Origin of the sequence: Phaeacidiphilus oryzae TH49 (assembly GCF_000744815.1) — a bacterium.
Lineage (GTDB): Bacteria > Actinomycetota > Actinomycetes > Streptomycetales > Streptomycetaceae > Phaeacidiphilus > Phaeacidiphilus oryzae.
In genome coordinates this window covers 2495690-2512307 of sequence record NZ_JQMQ01000005.1, presented here as the reverse complement: position 1 = coordinate 2512307, position 16618 = coordinate 2495690, and the positions used below count along the sequence as shown (strand labels likewise).

The following is a 16618-nucleotide window of genomic DNA, read 5'->3' as shown; positions in this document are numbered from 1 at the left end:
GCCCGCGGGCCGGCCTGACGGCCGGTCAACCGAGCCGGCCGTTCGGCGAGTAGGGGGCGGCGGGGCCGGCACCCTCTTTCGCGGCGGCTCCGCGTGCCGCGGTGAGCCTGCGGATGGCGGCCAGTGGGATGGGCAGCCAGGCGGGCCGGTTGCGGGCCTCGTATACCACCTCGTAGACGGCCTTGTCGGTCTCGAAGGCGCGTAGCAGTGCGGGGTCGGCGCGCGGGTCCCGTCCGCCCGCCGCCGCGTAACCCGCGCAGTACGCCTCCCGGTTGCGCGCGCACCAGCGGACCGCCCGCTGCTCCGCCTCCGGGTCGGGGCGGGTCTCCTCGCCCAGCAGCCGGTGGGCGGCGGCGTAGTCGAAGGAGCGGAGCATCGCGGAGACGTCCCGGGCGGCCGGCTGCAGCCGGCGGCGCTCGGCCAGCGGGGTGGCCGGCTCGCCCTCGAAGTCCAGCAGCACCCAGCCGCGCGGGGTGCGCATCGACTGGCCGAGGTGGAGGTCGCCGTGGATCCGCTGGACCAGCAGCGGGCGCCCGGAGCGGAGCCGGTCCTCCAGGTCGCGGTAGATGGCGAGGAGCGCCGAGCGGTACTCGCGCAGCGCCGGCACGGCCTCCGCGGCCTCGTTCAGACGGTCCGTCATCGCCCCGATCAGCAGCTCGGCGTCCGAGGGGCCGAGGAGGGCGGTGGGCAGCACCCGGGCGAGGGTGAGGTGGACCTCGGCGGTGGCCCGGCCCAGCAGGAACGACTCTGCAGCGAAGTTCCCGGTGGGGGCGGTGCCGGAGGCCGGTGTGGGGCTCTGCGGGGCGAGTTCGGCCGCCCGGGAGAGGGCCAGTTCCCAGCCGTCCCGGCCGCCGCGCAGGAACTGCTGGAGCAGTGCCAGGGTGGCCGGCGGCTCCGGGCCGGCCGGGGTGGTCTCCAGCCAGGCCAGCGGGGTCGGCACCCGGGTCGAGCCGGCCGCGGCCAGCGCGCGGGTGAGCTCCAGGTCCGGATTGGTGCCCGGGGTGACCCGGCGGAAGAGCTTGGCGATCATCCGGTCCCCGTAGACGACCGAGGTGTTGCTCTGCTCGGCCGTGTTGACCCGGGGGGCGAGGGCGCCCGCGCGCAGCGGCGGAGTGCTCCCTCCGGGCGGCGGGGAGGGCAGCTGCCCGGCGGCCAGGCCGGCCGGCAGCGGGCTCCGGCCGAGGAGGAGGGCGAGCAGCCGCTCGGCGTGCGCGGGGTTGTGCAGGGCGTCGTAGACCAGCCGGCCGTCCGAAAGCCGGCCGATCACGGCCCGGTCGGGCAGCCCCGGCGGGGTCTCCGAGCCGGTGGCCACCAGGAGTTGGTACGTCTCCGGGGCGCGGCCGGGTTGTTCGACGCGGACCAGCAGGTGCTGGAGGCCGGCGCCGAGCCGGCCGGCCGACAGCGGGACGACGGCGGTGACGGGCGCGCCCTTGCCGGCGAACCAGCGCTGGCCGGGGAGCCAGTCCCGGAGGGCGGGAGCGAGCCGGCGGGTCAGCTCGCTCCCGGTGTCCGGGGCGGTGGGGGCCGTGGCGCGGGGGTCGCGGTGGCGGTGGCGGTGGTGCGGGGGTTGTCGGTGTGGGACGACATGGCTCCCCTTCCGCGGGGTGTGGGCGTTGCCGGTTTTACGGAGTTTGTCCAGTTTCCTCCGTTGCGGGCGGGTGATCGTGTGCGGCGCGCGGGTGCGTTCGGCGGTTGTTCCCCGCCCGGGCCCCGAGGTGTGGGCGCCTACCCCGCTTCCGGACGGCGTAGCCGGAACCAGTAGAAGCCGTGGCCGGCCAGGGTGAGGAGGTAGGGGAGCTCGCCGATGGCGGGGAAGCGGACCCCGCCGATCAGCTCCACCGGGTGGCGCCCCTCGTAGACCCGCAGGTCCAGCTCGGTCGGCTGGGCGAAGCGGGAGAAGTTGTTGACGCACATCACCAGGTCGTCCCCGTACTCGCGGACGAAGGCCAGCACCGCCGGGTTGCTGGACGGCAGCTCGCAGTAGGTGCCGAGGCCGAAGGCCGGGTTGAGCTTGCGGATCTCGATCATCCGGCGGGTCCAGTGCAGCAGCGAGCTGGTGTTGCTCATCTGCGCCTCGACGTTGGTGACCTGGTAGCCGTAGACCGGGTCCATGATCGTCGGCAGGTTGAGCCGGCCGGGATCGCTGGAGGAGAAGCCGGCGTTGCGGTCCGGCGTCCACTGCATCGGGGTGCGGACCGCGTCCCGGTCGCCGAGCCAGATGTTGTCGCCCATGCCGATCTCGTCGCCGTAGTAGAGCACCGGCGAGCCGGGCAGCGAGAGGAGCAGTGCGGTGAACAGCTCGATCTGGTTGCGGTCGTTGTCGAGCAGAGGTGCGAGCCGGCGCCGGATGCCGACGTTGGCGCGCATCCGCGGATCCTTGGCGTACTCCGCGTACATGTAGTCGCGTTCTTCGTCGGTGACCATCTCGAGGGTCAGCTCGTCGTGGTTCCGCAGGAAGATGCCCCACTGGCAGCCGCTGGGGATCTTCGGCGTCTTGGCCAGGATCTCGGAGACCGGGTAGCGGGACTCCCGGCGGACCGCCATGAAGATCCGCGGCATCACCGGGAAGTGGAAGGCCATGTGGCACTCGTCGCCGCCGGCCTCGAAGTCGCCGAAGTAGTCGACCACGTCCTCCGGCCACTGGTTGGCCTCGGCCAGCAGCACGGTGTCCGGGTACTGCGCGTCGATCTCGGTCCGCACCCGCTTGAGGAACTCGTGGGTGGCCGGCAGGTTCTCGCAGTTGGTCCCCTCCTCGGCGTAGAGGTAGGGGACGGCGTCCAGCCGGAAGCCGTCGATGCCGAGGTCGAGCCAGAACCGCAGGGCGGCCAGCATCTCCTCCTGGACCTTCGGGTTCTCGTAGTTGAGGTCCGGCTGGTGGGAGAAGAAGCGGTGCCAGAAGTACTGCTTGCGGACCGGGTCGAAGGTCCAGTTGGAGGTCTCCGTGTCGACGAAGATGATCCGGGCGTCGCCGTACTGCTTGTCGTCGTCCGCCCAGACGTAGTAGTCGCCGTACGGGCCGTCCGGGTCCTTGCGGGAGGCCTGGAACCACGGGTGCTGGTCGCTGGTGTGGTTCATCACGAAGTCGATGATCACCCGCATGCCGCGGGCGTGCGCCGCGTCCACGAACTCGACGAAGTCCGCCAGGTCGCCGAACTCCGGCAGGACGGCGGTGTAGTCGGAGACGTCGTAGCCGTTGTCGCGGAGCGGCGAGACGAAGAACGGCGGCAGCCAGAGGCAGTCCACCCCCAGCCACTGCAGGTAGTCCAGCTTCGCGGTGAGCCCTCGGAGGTCGCCGATGCCGTCGCCGTTGCTGTCCTGGAAGGAGCGGACGAGGACCTCGTAGAAGACCGCGCGCTTGAACCAATCGGGGTCGCGGTCCTTCTGCGGGGTGTCCTCGAAGGTGTCCGGGACCGGCTCGTTCACGATCACTTAGGGGCCCTCCGAACCGTAAGGATGTGTGCGGACTGCTGGGTGGGGTCCAGCCGGACGTAGTTCTGCCGGCCCCAGTCGTACACGGCACCGGTCAGCTCGTCGCGCGCGGTGAGCCGGTCGTCCTCGGCGAGGCCGAGGGCGGGCATGTCCAGGGTCAAGGTGGTCTCCTGGGTGTGCCGCGGGTCGAGGTTCACCACCACGAGCACGGTGTCCCCGGCGGGGGCCGCCGCGGCGACCGGGTCGGCGGGGGTCTCCAGGAACGTGCCGCGTTCGCTGCGCTTCGAGTAGGCGATGATCTGGCCGTTGTCGGGGTGATGGAAACGGATGTTGCGCAGTTCCTGCAATGCCGGATGCGTGCGGCGCAACCGGTTCAGTGATGCCAGCAACGGCGCGAGGGTGCGGCCCTCCGCCTCCGGGCCCTCGTAGGCGCCCCAGTCGCGCGGGCGCAGCTGGTACTTCTCTGAGTCCAGGTACTCCTCCGAACCCGGGCGCACCGGCGCGTTCTCGAAGAGCTCGTAGCCCGCGTAGACCCCCCAGGAGGGGGCCATCGTGGCAGCCAGCACCGCGCGCACGGCGAATGCCGGGCGCCCGCCGTGCTGAAGATACGCGTGGAGGATGTCGGGCGTGTTGACGAACAGGTTCGGCCGCATGTACGCGGCCGTCTCATAGGCCAACTCGCTGAGGTACTCGGTGAGTTCCTCCCGGTCGTTGCGCCAGGTGAAGTACGTGTACGACTGGTGGAAGCCGACCTTGGCGAGGGTGCGCATCATCGCCGGCCGGGTGAAGGCCTCGGCCAGGAAGACCACGTCCGGGTCGGTCCTGGCGATCTCGCCGAGCACCCGCTCCCAGAAGACCACCGGCTTGGTGTGCGGGTTGTCCACCCGGAAGATCCGCACCCCGTGCGCCATCCAGTGCCGCAGCACCCGCAGCGACTCCTCGACCAGGCCGTCCATGTCCCGGTCGAAGTCGAGCGGGTAGATGTCCTGGTACTTCTTGGGCGGGTTCTCGGCGTACGCGATCGAGCCGTCGGCGCGGTGCCGGAACCACTCCGGGTGCTTCTCGACCCAGGGATGGTCGGGGGAGCACTGGAGGGCGAAGTCCAGGGCGACCTCGAGACGCAGGCCGCGGGCCCGGGCCACGAAGGCGTCGAAGTCCTCGATGGTGCCGAGGTCCGGGTGGACCGCGTCGTGCCCGCCCTCGGGGGAGCCGATCGCCCAGGGCGAGCCGACGTCCGAGGGGCCGGCGGACAGGGTGTTGTTGGGGCCCTTCCGGTAGGACTGCCCGATCGGGTGGATCGGCGGCAGGTAGACCACGTCGAAGCCCATCGCGGCGACGGCCGGCAGCCGCTCGGCGGCGGAGCGGAACGTTCCGCTCCGAGGCGGGTCCAGGGTGGCGCCCTCGGACCGCGGGAAGAGCTCGTACCAGCTGCCGAAGAGGGCCCGCGGGCGGTCCACCCGCAGCGGCTTCGGGGCGGTCGCGGTGACCAGCTCGCGCAGCGGGTGGCGGGCCAGGATCCCGGAGACCCGCGGGTCCAGGGCGGCGTCCAGCCGGGCCGCGAGGGAGTCCGAGCGGTTCCGCATCCCGGCGGCGGCGGCCAGCAGGTGCGGGCGGCCGTCCTCCTTGGGGACGTTCTGTGCCGCACGTTCGAGCAATTGCGCGCCCTCTTCGAGGGTGAGCTCGGCGTCGGCGACGTCTCCGCCCGGGCCTCCGCTGACCGCGTTCGGGATCTTGATCTCGGCGGCGTGCCGCCAGCTCGCGATCGGGTCGGACCAGGCCTCGACGGTGAACGTCCAGTCGCCCTCGGCGGTGGCGATGACGGTCGCGCCCCAGCGGTCGGTGCCCGGCGCCAGCTCCCTCATCGGAGTGAACGGCGCGGAGTGTCCGGAGGGGTCGCGCAGCACCACGTTCGCGCCGATGGCGTCATGGCCCTCGCGGAAGACCGTGGCGGAGACCTCGAAGGGCTCGCCGGTCACCGCCTTCGCCGGGCGGGGCGCGGGACCTGACGCCGTGTCGACGGTGATCGTCGGTGCGACGTCGAGGATGGGGATTCGGCCGATCATGGGTGTCTTCTCGTGGTCGTCGTGGTCGTCGGGCCTCCCGGAGGCCGCTCGGCCGGCCCTGGCCGCTCGGGTGGCGGACGGGCCGGCTGCGGGTGCTCCGGACACTGCGGTCACTGCGGTCACTGCGGTCACTGCGCTCGCTGAACTCCCGGTCGGGGACTGGCTTCGGGAGCGCGCGCCGGCCCCGGTCCGGGGCTGGGCGGGCTTCCGCCGCACGGGTCGCGCGGATCGCGCCGTTCGTGCGGGCTCCTCGGACGCCCCGGCGGCCTTCGGTCTGGGTGCGGCCGACGGCGCGTCCGGTGGCTCCGGTCTTTCAGCTACCTCACACCCTGGCGCCGATCGTCCGTTTCCGCCCTTCGAACCGTCACCGAGCGTCACCGGAGCCTCCGAACGGGGGACTTCGGCGGCACGGGCCGGCTCCCGGTCGGGGCGTCCGGCCCGCCGGCCGGCTCCTCCGGTCCGGCCTCGGCGCCCGCCGGGCGCTGCTCATGGGCGGGCCGCTGATGGGGGTGTCGCTGCATGGCCGCTCTCCTGCCCGGGATCGGCGGCGGACTCCGCCGCACGGCCCGCGTGTCGGGCCGCACGGGAAAGTGCCGGGGGACGGGTACGTCGGACGGGGGTACGGAAGGGTCCCTCCACGACTACTGCGAGAGCCTTCCCACGCCCGTACGCCCGCACGCCCGGAGTCCCGGCATGCCCTGGCGGCGACCGGCCGCCCGCGGACGCGGCCGGACCGGGCCGACCCCGGGCGGGTGGGCCGGGCTCGGCGCGTCCGAACTGCCAAACGAGAGGACCGGGTCCGGGGACACGCGGGGTGTGTCCTGCGCTCAGTCGAGGCCGGACGGGCGTACGGGGATCCGACGGTGCGACAGATCCCGCGGTTCCTGATCCTCGCACCGCGCGGTGACCCGCGCAGCAGGTTTCCTCCACCGTCTCGGGTCGCGTGCCCGGAGTCAATGCGCCCCGGCGTACGCCCCCGCGCACCCCATGGGCGGGTAGCGGGCTCCGCCGGATGTGTAGGTGTGGGCCCCGTCCGGCGGGGCACTCTCGACCCGCCCCCGCCCGGCACGGCTATCTTCGGGCGGGTGAAGGCTATCCGTCGTGTCACGGTCCGCACAGTCCTGCCCGAACCTCTGCACGCGCTCGGTGAGTTGGCGCTCAACCTGCGCTGGTCCTGGCATCCCGAGACCCGGGAGCTGTTCCGCTCGGTCGATCCGGAGGTCTGGTCCGCCACCGGAGAGGACCCGGTGCGGCTGCTCGGCGAGGTGCCGCCGCAGCGGCTGCTCGCCCTCGCCGCCGACCGCCGGTTCCTCCGGCGCCTCCAGGACGCCGCCGACGACCTCCGGGACTACCTCCTCGGCGAGCGCTGGTACCAGCGCGCCCAGCAGGACAGACTCCAGCAGGAGGGCACCGAGCTCCCGTCCGCCATCGCCTACTTCTCGCCCGAGTTCGGGATCACCGCGGCCCTGCCGCAGTACTCGGGCGGCCTCGGCATCCTCGCCGGGGACCACCTCAAATCCGCCAGCGACCTCGGCGTGCCGGTGATCGGGGTCGGCCTCCTCTACCGGCACGGCTACTTCCGGCAGTCCCTCTCCCGGGACGGCTGGCAGCAGGAGCGCTACCCCGTCCTCGACCCCGACGAGCTCGCCGTCTCCCTGGTCCGGGAGCCGGACGGCAGCCCCTGCACGGTCTCCCTCGCCCTGCCCGGCGGCAGCCGGCTCACCGCCCAGCTGTGGCGGGCCCAGGTCGGGCGGGTCCCGCTGCTGCTGCTCGACTCCGACGTGGACTCCAACGCCGCCACCGAACGGGACGTCACCGACCGCCTGTACGGCGGCGGCAGCGGCCACCGGCTGCTCCAGGAGATGCTCCTCGGCATCGGCGGGGTCCGCGCGGTCCGCGCGTACTGCAGGCTCACCGGCCATCCGGCCCCCGAGGTCTTCCACACCAACGAGGGGCACGCCGGCTTCCTCGGCGTGGAGCGGATCCGGGAGCTGGTCGCCGACCGCGGTCTGGAGACCGGGGCCGCGCTGGAAGCGGTCCGGGCCGGCACCGTGTTCACCACCCACACCCCGGTCCCGGCCGGCATCGACCGGTTCGACCGGGAGCTGGTGCGGCGTCACTTCTCCGGGGACGCCGCGCTGGAGGGCGTCCCGGTGGAGGAGGTGCTCGCCCTCGGCGAGGAGACCTGGGAGGGCGGCGACCCCGAGCTCTTCAACATGGCCGCGATGGGCCTGCGGCTCGCCCAGCGCGCCAACGGCGTCAGCACCCTCCACGGGAAGGTCAGCCGGGCGATGTTCGGCGGACTGTGGCCCGGGTTCGACCCCGAGGAGGTGCCGATCACCTCCATCACCAACGGCGTCCACGCCCCGACCTGGATCGACCCGGCCGTGGTGCGGCTGGGCGCCCGCGAGATCGGCGCCGAGCGCGCCGAGGAGGCGATGGTCGTCGGCGGGGAGCGCAGCTGGCGGGAGATCGAGGGGATCCACGACGAGGACGTCTGGCGGCTGCGCGGTCGGCTGCGGGCCCAGCTGGTCGAGGAGGCCCGCCGGCGGCTCCGCGTCTCCTGGCACCAGCGGGGGGCCGGGGATGCCGAGTTGGGCTGGATCGACTCGGCGCTCGACCCGGAGGTGCTGACCATCGGCTTCGCCCGCCGGGTCCCCTCGTACAAGCGGCTGACGCTGATGCTGCGGGACCCGGCGCGGCTGCGGAAGCTGCTGCTCCACCCCGAGCGGCCGGTGCAGATCGTCGTCGCCGGGAAGGCGCATCCGGCGGACGACGGGGGGAAGCGGCTGATCCAGGAGATGGTCCGGTTCGCCGACGATCCCGAGCTGCGGCACCGCATCGTCTTCCTCCCCGACTACGACATGGACATGGCCTCGCGGCTCTACCCGGGGTGCGACGTCTGGCTGAACAACCCCCTCCGCCCGCTGGAGGCCTGCGGCACCTCGGGGATGAAGGCGGCGCTCAACGGCTGCCTCAACCTCTCGGTGCTGGACGGCTGGTGGGACGAGTGGTTCGACGGCCAGAACGGCTGGGCCATCCCGACCGCCGAGGGCACCGGCCTGGGCGGGGCGCTGGGCCCGGACGGGGCCGGCGGCAACGGCATCGACGTCGGCTCCGCGGGCGGCGAGGACGGCCTCGACCCCGAGCGGCGGGACGACCTGGAGGCGGCCGCGCTCTACGACCTGGTCGAGGACCAGGTCGCCAGGCGGTTCTACGACCGGGGAGCGGACGGCCTGCCGGGGCGCTGGATCGAGATGGTCCGGCACACCCTGGTCACCCTCGGCCCCAAGGTGCTGGCCGGCCGGATGGTCCGCGAGTACGTCGACCGGCTGTACGCTCCGGCGGCGCGGTCGCAGCGGGCGCTCGCCGCCGAGCGGTACGCCGGGGCGGGCGAGCTGGCCGCGTGGAAGGCGCGGGTGCGGGCGGCCTGGCCGGGGGTGCGGGTCGACCATGTGGAGTCGGCGGGCGGCTCGGACTCGCCGGAGCTGGGGAGTTCGCTGCCGCTGCGGGTGCGGGTCAGCCTCGCCGGGCTGACGCCCGGGGACGTGGACGTGCAGGTGGTCGCCGGGCGGGTGGACGAGTCCGACCGGATCAAGGACGGCGCGGTCGTCTCGCTCAAGCCGGCGGCCGAGCGGCCGGACCTGGACGGGCGCTGCCTGTACGAGGGCCCGCTGGAGCTGAACCGGACCGGGCCGTTCGGCTACACCGTCCGGATCCTCCCTTCGCATCCGGCGCTGGCGTCGCCGGCGGAGCTGGGTCTTGTGGCGTTCCCGCCGGAGACGGAGGGGATGTCGGAGGGGGTGTTGCGGTAGCGGATAGTGGGCGCGTCACGGGCGGCAACGCTCCGTCCGTGCGCGTCTGCGAGGCCGCGGACGGCGGGCCGCGCAGTTCGCCGCGCCCCTGATTCGCGCCCCGGAGGGGCAGGTCAGGGGCGCGGGGAACGGCCCGGGCAACCGACTACGGCGCCGCAGACGCCGACGTGCCGTCGGTCGCCGCCCGTCAGCGGACCAGGCAGGGCCGCTTGGAGTCGAACTCCCAGTCGGGGACGAGGAACCGCATCGCCGCCGCGTCGTCCCGCGCGCCCAGCGCCTTCGCGTGGTACAGCTCCTCCGCCTCGGCCAGCCGCTCCTCGTCGAGGGTGAGGCCCAGCCCCGGCCGGTCCGCGGGGACGGCGACCTCGCCGCCGCGGATCTCCGGCGGAGCCGTGGTCAGGCGCTCAGCGCCCTCCTGCCAGATCCAGTGGGTGTCCAGGGCGTTGTACGCCCCCGGCACGGCCGCCCCGCAGTGGGCCATCATCGCCAGCGAGACGTCGAAGTGGTTGTTGGAGTGGCAACCCCAGGTCAGCCCGAGGGAGTTGCACAGCTGGGCGACCCGGACCGAGCCCTGCATGGTCCAGAAGTGCGGGTCGGCGAGCGGGATGCTGACGGACTGCAGGGCCAGCGCGTGGGTCAGCTGGCGCCAGTCGGTGGCGATCATGTTGGTGGCGGTCGGCAGCCCGGTCGCCCGCCGGAACTCGGCGAGGATCTCCCGGCCCGAGTAGCCGTCCTCGGCGCCGCAGGGGTCCTCGGCGTAGGCGAGGACGCCGAGCAGCGGCCGGCACAGCTCGACCGCCTCGGCGAGCGACCAGGCGCCGTTCGGGTCGAGGGTGATCCGGGCCTCGGGGAAGCGCTCCTTGAGCGCCCGGACGGCCCGGACCTCCTCCGCGCCCGGCAGCACCCCGCCCTTGAGCTTGAAGTCGCGGAAGCCGTAGCGCTGTTCGGCGGCCTCGGCGAGACGGACCACCGCCTCGGGGGTGAGCGCCCTCTCGCGGCGGATCCGGTGCCAGAGGTCGGCCGCCGCCGGCTCGCGGAGGTAGGGGAGATCGGTCCGGTCGGGGTCGCCGACGTAGAAGAGGTAGCCGAGGACGCGGACCGACTCGCGCTGCTGGCCGTCCCCGAGGAGCGCGGCCACCGGCACCTCCAGGTGCTGCCCGAGGAGGTCGAGCAGCGCGGACTCGACGGCGGTGACGGCGTGCACGGTGGTGCGGAGGTCGAAGGTCTGGGCGCCGCGGCCGCCGGCGTCCCGGTCGCCGAAGCGCTCGCCGATCCGCCGGAGCACCTGCTTGTAGTCGCCCAGGCGGGAGCCGATGATCAGCGGCTCGGCGTCCCGCAGGGTCCGGGTGATCGCCTCACCGCCGGGGACCTCGCCGAGGCCGGTCCGGCCCTCGGAGTCCCGGGCGACCACGATGTTGCGGGTGAAGTACGGCCCGTGCGCACCGGAGAGGTTGAGCAGCATCGAGTCGTGCCCGGCGACGGGATGGACGGAGAACTCGGTGACGGTGGGCTGCTTGGCGGTGCCGGCCACGGGGTGGTCCTTTCCGGGGGTGGTGCGCGGACGGAGGGGCGGAGACCACGCTGTACATATATGTGTACGCAGGCTATGTACGTAGACGTGCATGGTCAAGACGGTGCCGACCGGCGGCCTCCCCCCCACACCGCACCCGGAGGCCGCCGCTGCCCGGTCCGCCGGGCCGGTCAGGCCACCAGGCTCTCCCGCCAGGCGCGATGGAGGCGGGCGAACCGGCCGCCGCGGTCCGAGATCAGCTCGGCCGGGGTGCCGTCCTCGATGATCCGGCCGTCGGCCATCACCAGCACCCGGTCCGCGATCTCCACCGTGGAGAGCCGGTGGGCGATGATCACCGCCGTGCGGCCGGCCAGCACCGTGCGCATCGCGGACTGGACCGCGCGCTCCCCGGGGATGTCCAGCGAGGAGGTCGCCTCGTCCAGGACCAGCACCGCAGGGTCGGCGAGCAGCGCCCGGGCGAAGGAGACCAGCTGGCGCTGGCCCGCCGAGATGCGGCCGCCGCGCTTGCGGACGTCCGTGTCGTACCCCTCCGGAAGGGCCTCGACGAACTCGTGGGCGCCGATCGCCGCGGCCGCCGCGACGACCTCCTCGCGGGTCGCGCCGGGCCGGCCGACCGCGATGTTGTCCGCGATGGTGCCGGAGAAGAGGAAGGACTCCTGGGTCACCATCACCACCCCGCGGCGGAGTTCGGCGGTCTCCAGGCGGCGGAGGTCGACGCCGTCCAGCAGGACCCGGCCCTCGACCGGGTCGTAGAACCGGGTGAGGAGCTTGGCCAGGGTGGACTTCCCGGCCCCCGTCGCGCCCACCACCGCGACCGTCTGGCCGGCCGGGATCCGCAGGTCGAAGCGGGGGAGTACGGGGGTCTCGCGGGAGCCCGCGTCGTAGGAGAAGGAGACGTCGGTGAAGAGGAGCTCGCGGCCGGGCGCCGAGCCCTCCGCGCGGGCCGGGAGCGAGAGCGGGCGCTCCGGCTCCGGCACGGTCGGCTCCTCGGCCAGCAGGTCCGCGATCTTCTCCAGCGCGGCGGAGGCCGACTGGTACGCGTTGAGGAACATCGCCAGATGGTCCAGCGGGTCGTACAGCCGCCGGATGTACAGCACGAACGCGGTCAGCGTGCCGAGCTCGAGCGAGCCGTGGACCACCCGCACGGCGCCCCAGACCAGGATGCCGGTGACGGTGAGGTTGCCCAGCAGCCGGACGGCCGGCGAGTAGACCGCGAAGGCCACCATGGAGTCCGAGTTGGCCTTGGCGTAGGCCTCGTTGAGCTCCTTGAACTCGCTCTCGTTCGGCCGCTCGCGGCGGAAGGCCTGGACGGCGCGGATGCCGTTCATGGTCTCCACGTACTTGACGATCACCCGGGCCACCGCGACCCGGCTGCGCCGGTAGACGGTCCGGGTGTAGCGGCGGAACCAGCGGGTGGCGAACCACAGCGGAAGGAAGGAGGCCAGCGTGACCAGGCCGAGCCGCCAGTCCAGGAAGACCAGCAGGACCGCCGTGTAACCGACCGTCAGGACCACCGTGACCAGGCCGTCCAGGCCCATGTCCAGCAGGGTCTGCAGGGAGTCCAGGTCGCTGGTGGAGCGGGAGATCAGCCGGCCGGAGGTGTAGTGCTCGTGGAAGTCCAGGCTGAGCCGCTGGGCGTGCCGGAAGATCCGGGCCCGCAGGTCGATCATCACGTCCTGGGAGACCCGGCCGGAGAGCCGCATGAAGGACATCTTCAGCAGCCCGCTGCCGACCCCGCAGGCGACGTACGCGGTGGCGGTGGCGATCAGCGGCAGGTAGTCGCCGTGCCGGATCAGCGCGGGCAGCGCCCAGTCGATGCCCAGCGAGACCAGCAGCGGACCGGCGAGCGCGGCGGCCTCCTCGATCAGGACGAGGACCACCGCCCAGGTCACCGCCCGGCGGTGCGGGCCGATCAGTGAGCGAAGCAGAGCCCCGGCGAGGCCGCGCCGCTTGGGGACGTCCTGGTCCTCCCAGGCCTTGTTGGTCGCGGTGGCGACGGCGGTCGACATCGGTCAGGACTCCTGGTCGGCGAGGGAGGTGAGGGGGTCGGGGGCGTCGGAGGAGCCGGGGGCGTCGCGGGAGTCGGGAGCGTCGGGGGAGGACGGGCGGCCGGACTCCGGCGTGGTGATCAGGGTGCGGTAGGCCGCCGAGGAGGCCAGCAGCTCGGTGTGGGTGCCGACCGCGGTGATCCGCCCGTCCTCCAGCAGTGCCACCCGGTCCGCCAGCTGCACGGTGGACGGGCGGTGGGCGACCACCAGCGCCGTGGTGGTGGCCAGCACCTGCCGCAGCGCCTCCTCGACCAGCGCCTCGGTATGGACGTCCAGCGCGGACAACGGGTCGTCGAGGACCAGGAACTCCGGGGCGCCGACGACCGCCCGGGCCAGCGCGAGCCGCTGCCGCTGCCCGCCGGAGAGGCTCAGCCCCTGCTCGCCGACCTGGGTGTCCAGACCCTCAGGCAGCTCGTCCACGAAGTCCGCCTGGGCGATCCGCAGGGCTCTGCGGACCGCCTTCTCGTCCGGGTCGGCGGCGCCCATCGCGACGTTGTCCCGGACGCTGGCGGAGAAGAGAACCGGGTCCTCGAAGGCCACCGAGACCAGCTCGCGCAGCCGGGTCGGCGGCAGCGCTCGGACGTCCGCGCCGTGCACGGTGATCCGGCCCCGGGTGGGGTCGTAGAGCCGCGGGATCAGCGAGGTGAGCGTGGTCTTGCCGGAGCCGGTCGCGCCGACCAGGGCCATCGTCTCGCCGGGGCGGATCTCCAGGTCGACGTCGCGCAGCAGGTCCGCGCTGTCCGGCGGGGCGTCGGGGTAGCGGAAGCCGACGCCGTGGAAGGCGAGGACGCCCCGCCGGGCGCCGGCGGTGGAGGCGTCGCCGCCGGTCTCCTGGTAGGCCTCGTCCTCGCTGAACGGCTCGGGTTCGTCCAGCACCTCGAAGTAGCGGGTGGCCGCCGAGGCGGCGTCGTTCGCCTGGGCGATCAGCCAGCCGATCGACTCCACCGGCCAGCGCAGCGCCATCACCGTGGAGAAGTACGCCACCAGCGTCCCGGTGGTGAGCGCACCGTGGGCGACCTGGGCGACGCCGATCGCCAGCGCGACGCCGATCGCGGTCTCCGGCAGCACCACGATCACGCACCAGATGGAGGCGATCAGCCGGACCTTCCACAGCTCCGTCCGGCGCAGCCGCTCGGCCTGGGCGAGGAACCGGCGGGCCATCGTGCGGTGCCGGCCGAAGGCCTTCAGGACGCGGATGCCGAGCACCGACTCCTCGGTGAGGGTGGCCAGATCGCCGACCTGGTCCTGGGAGCGCCGGGTGGCCACCCGGTACTTGGTCTCGAAGACCGCGGACAGCCACACCAGCGGGATCGCGAACGCGGTGGTGACCAGGCCCAGCGGCCAGGCCAGCGCGAGCAGCACGGCGATCCCGATCAGGAAGGTGGTGCCGTTCACGAAGAGGAAGATCAGCCCGAAGGCGAGGAACTGACGGATCGTCGCCAGGTCGCTGATCGCCCGGGAGAGCAACTGCCCGGACGGCCACTTGTCGTGGAAGGCGACCGGCAGCCGCTGCAGCTTGGCGTAGAGGTCCTGCCGCATGGTCGCCTCGACCCGCGGCAGCGCGCGGGCGGTCAGGTGCCGGCGGAGGCCGAACAACGCGGCCTCCGCCACCCCGAGGCCCAGCACCAGCAGGGCGGGCAGCAGCAGCCCGTGGAGGGAGTCGCGGCCGGCGTGCGCGATCGGCCCGTCGATCAGCTGCTTCAGCACCAGCGGGACGACCAGTCCGGCGGCCGAGGCGAGGAGCGCGGCGGTGCCGGAGCCGAGGATCCGGGATCTGGCCGGCCGGGCGTACGGCGCGAGCCTGCGCAACGCGCTTACCGTGCCCGGGCGTTGCTCCGGCGTGAGGCCGTGGCCGACTACGGCGGCCGGTCGTCCTTCCTCGCTCTGGGCATCTCCCCCGTCCCTCCCCTCTGAGGCCGGTTCTCCTGCGGGCGGCGGCGTCTGCGTAAGAGAGGACATCGTTGGTGAGCGTACGACCGGGGTCTGACAGTCACCACAGAATTTCCCGGGGCGGAGCTGTTCGACCGGACGTCGTCCGGAGTTCACCCGCCTTCACACCGGCGCTCCTACCGTGACGGGCGTGGCTGACGAAGACGTGAAGGACGCGAAGGGCGCGCAGGGCGCGGGGGACGGGTCGGTCGCGGACCGGCGGTCCGCGCTGAGGCTGGCGGGCGGGCTGCTCGTCGCGGGGGCCGGCGGGGCCGCGGCGGTCGCCGCGGGCGCCGGCCCGGCACAGGCGGCGGCGCCGCGGAGCCCGCTGCTGCTGACCCGGCCGGAGGCGCTCGGCGCCCCGCCGGTGGAGGGCCTCCATCTGACCTTCGGCCAGGACCCGGCCCGGGAGATGACCGCCTCCTGGTCGACGGACGGCCCGGTCCGCCGGCCCAGGGTGCGGTACGGCTCCGCGGAGGGCGGGTTCGGCCGTACCGTCGCCGCCGAGACGGTGACCTACACGGACGGCGCCAGCGGCCGCACGGTCCACCTCCACCACGCCCGGCTGACCGGGCTCAGCCCGGACACCTACTACACCTATGCGGCGCTCCACGACGGCGGCCGGGCCGACGCCGGCACCTTCCGCACCGCGCCGACCGGCCGCCGGCCGTTCACCTTCACCAGCTTCGGCGACCAGTCGGTGCCCAACACCACCTGGAAGTCCAACGGCAGCGGCGGCTGGAGCGCCACCGACACCGCCATCGGCTCGCCCGCCTCGGCCGACATCGTGGCCGGGATCGAGCAGGTGGACCCGCTCTTCCACCTCCTCAACGGCGACCTCTGCTACGCCAACCTGGACGCCGACCGGCTGCGCACCTGGCAGGCCTTCCACGCCAACAACTCCCGCTCGGCCCGCTTCCGCCCGTGGATGCCGGCGGCCGGCAACCACGAGGACGAGAAGGGCAACGGCCCGATCGGCTACGCCGGCTACCAGGCCCGGTTCGCCCTCCCGGGGAACGGCTCGACCGCCCCCGAGCTGGCCGGCCTCTGGTACTCCTTCACCGTCGGCCCGGTCCACGTGGTGGTGCTGCAGAACGACGACGTGGCCCTCCAGGACGCCGGCGACTCCTACGTCCACGGGTACAGCGGCGGCGCCCAGCGCGCCTGGCTGGAGCGCGACCTGAAGGCGGCCCGGGCCGACCGCTCGATCGACTGGGTGGTCGTCTGCATGCACCAGGTGGTGATCTCCTCCGCCGACTTCAACGGCGCGGACCTGGGGGTGCGTCAGCAGTGGGGCCCGCTCTTCGACCGGTACGGGGTGGACCTGGTGGTCTGCGGCCACGAGCACCACTACGAGCGCTCGCTGCCGGTGCGGGGCGTGGTCAGGGGCAGCGAGACCCTCACCCCCGACCCGGTCTCCACCGCCACCGACGTGATGGACACCGGCAAGGGCACCGTCCACATGGTCCTCGGCGGGGGCGGCACCAACGCGCCCAGCAACCAGACCCTCTTCTCCCCGGCCAAGGCGAAGGTGATCACCTCGGTGGGCCCGGTCGGCGCCAACGGCAAGCGCCCGTCGGTCTTCACCTACGAGGACGCCCCGTGGGTCGGCGTCCGCGACGCGGACCACTCCTACGGCTTCGCCGCGTTCACCCTCGACCCCGGGGTGCGGCCGGGGGACACCACTCGGCTGCACGTCACCTACTACACGGTGGCCCAGCCGGACGGGGCGATCGCCCCGCTGGAGACCTTCGTCCTCCAGCGCCGCCGCAGCGACGGCTGAGAGGCCGCCGACCGCCTGCG

Annotated in this window: 8 protein-coding genes; 2 read left to right on the top strand and 6 right to left on the bottom strand. The window is 73.4% G+C overall.

Annotated features, from left to right (window positions below):
• Nucleotides 1-25: 25 nt before the first annotated feature.
• From BS73_RS14970 to BS73_RS14960, 3 genes are all read right to left on the bottom strand, one after another.
• Complete coding sequence (locus BS73_RS14970) at nucleotides 26-1495, bottom strand: maltokinase N-terminal cap-like domain-containing protein (protein WP_051941435.1); 1470 nt, start codon at nucleotides 1493-1495, stop codon at nucleotides 26-28.
• 230 nt (nucleotides 1496-1725) lie between these two features.
• Nucleotides 1726-3429: a maltose alpha-D-glucosyltransferase gene (treS, locus tag BS73_RS14965; protein WP_037572695.1), complete on the bottom strand. Its 1704-nt coding sequence runs from the start codon at nucleotides 3427-3429 to the stop codon at nucleotides 1726-1728.
• Nucleotides 3426-5492 carry an alpha-1,4-glucan--maltose-1-phosphate maltosyltransferase gene (locus tag BS73_RS14960; protein ID WP_084704079.1) on the bottom strand — a complete coding sequence of 689 codons (2067 nt, stop codon included), beginning with the start codon at nucleotides 5490-5492 and terminating at the stop codon, nucleotides 3426-3428. Before BS73_RS14960 ends, treS begins: the two co-directional genes overlap by 4 nt.
• Nucleotides 5493-6577: 1085 nt before the next feature.
• Between BS73_RS14960 and glgP the strand changes: the two genes are divergently transcribed.
• Complete coding sequence (gene glgP, locus BS73_RS14955; protein ID WP_037579682.1) at nucleotides 6578-9307, top strand: alpha-glucan family phosphorylase; 2730 nt, start codon at nucleotides 6578-6580, stop codon at nucleotides 9305-9307.
• 187 nt (nucleotides 9308-9494) lie between these two features.
• Here the strand turns inward: glgP and BS73_RS14950 are convergent, their stop codons facing one another.
• The 3 genes from BS73_RS14950 to BS73_RS14940 all read right to left on the bottom strand — a co-directional run bounded on the left by BS73_RS14950 (nucleotide 9495) and on the right by BS73_RS14940 (nucleotide 14845).
• On the bottom strand, nucleotides 9495-10769 hold the full coding sequence (locus BS73_RS14950) for an enolase C-terminal domain-like protein (RefSeq protein ID WP_051941434.1): 1275 nt from the start codon (nucleotides 10767-10769) through the stop codon (nucleotides 9495-9497).
• Nucleotides 10770-11008: 239 nt separating this feature from the next.
• A complete protein-coding gene (locus BS73_RS14945; protein ID WP_037572689.1) occupies nucleotides 11009-12847 on the bottom strand; it encodes an ABC transporter ATP-binding protein in 1839 nt (612 codons plus the stop codon).
• 3 nt (nucleotides 12848-12850) lie between these two features.
• Nucleotides 12851-14845 (bottom strand): ABC transporter ATP-binding protein, encoded by a 1995-nt coding sequence (locus BS73_RS14940; RefSeq protein WP_084704077.1) that lies wholly within the window; start codon nucleotides 14843-14845, stop codon nucleotides 12851-12853.
• Between the two features lie 121 nt (nucleotides 14846-14966).
• On the opposite strand from BS73_RS14940, the gene BS73_RS14935 reads away from it, so the two are divergent.
• Nucleotides 14967-16598 (top strand): purple acid phosphatase family protein, encoded by a 1632-nt coding sequence (locus BS73_RS14935; protein WP_235215417.1) that lies wholly within the window; start codon nucleotides 14967-14969, stop codon nucleotides 16596-16598.
• The last annotated feature ends 20 nt before the right edge of the window (nucleotides 16599-16618 follow it).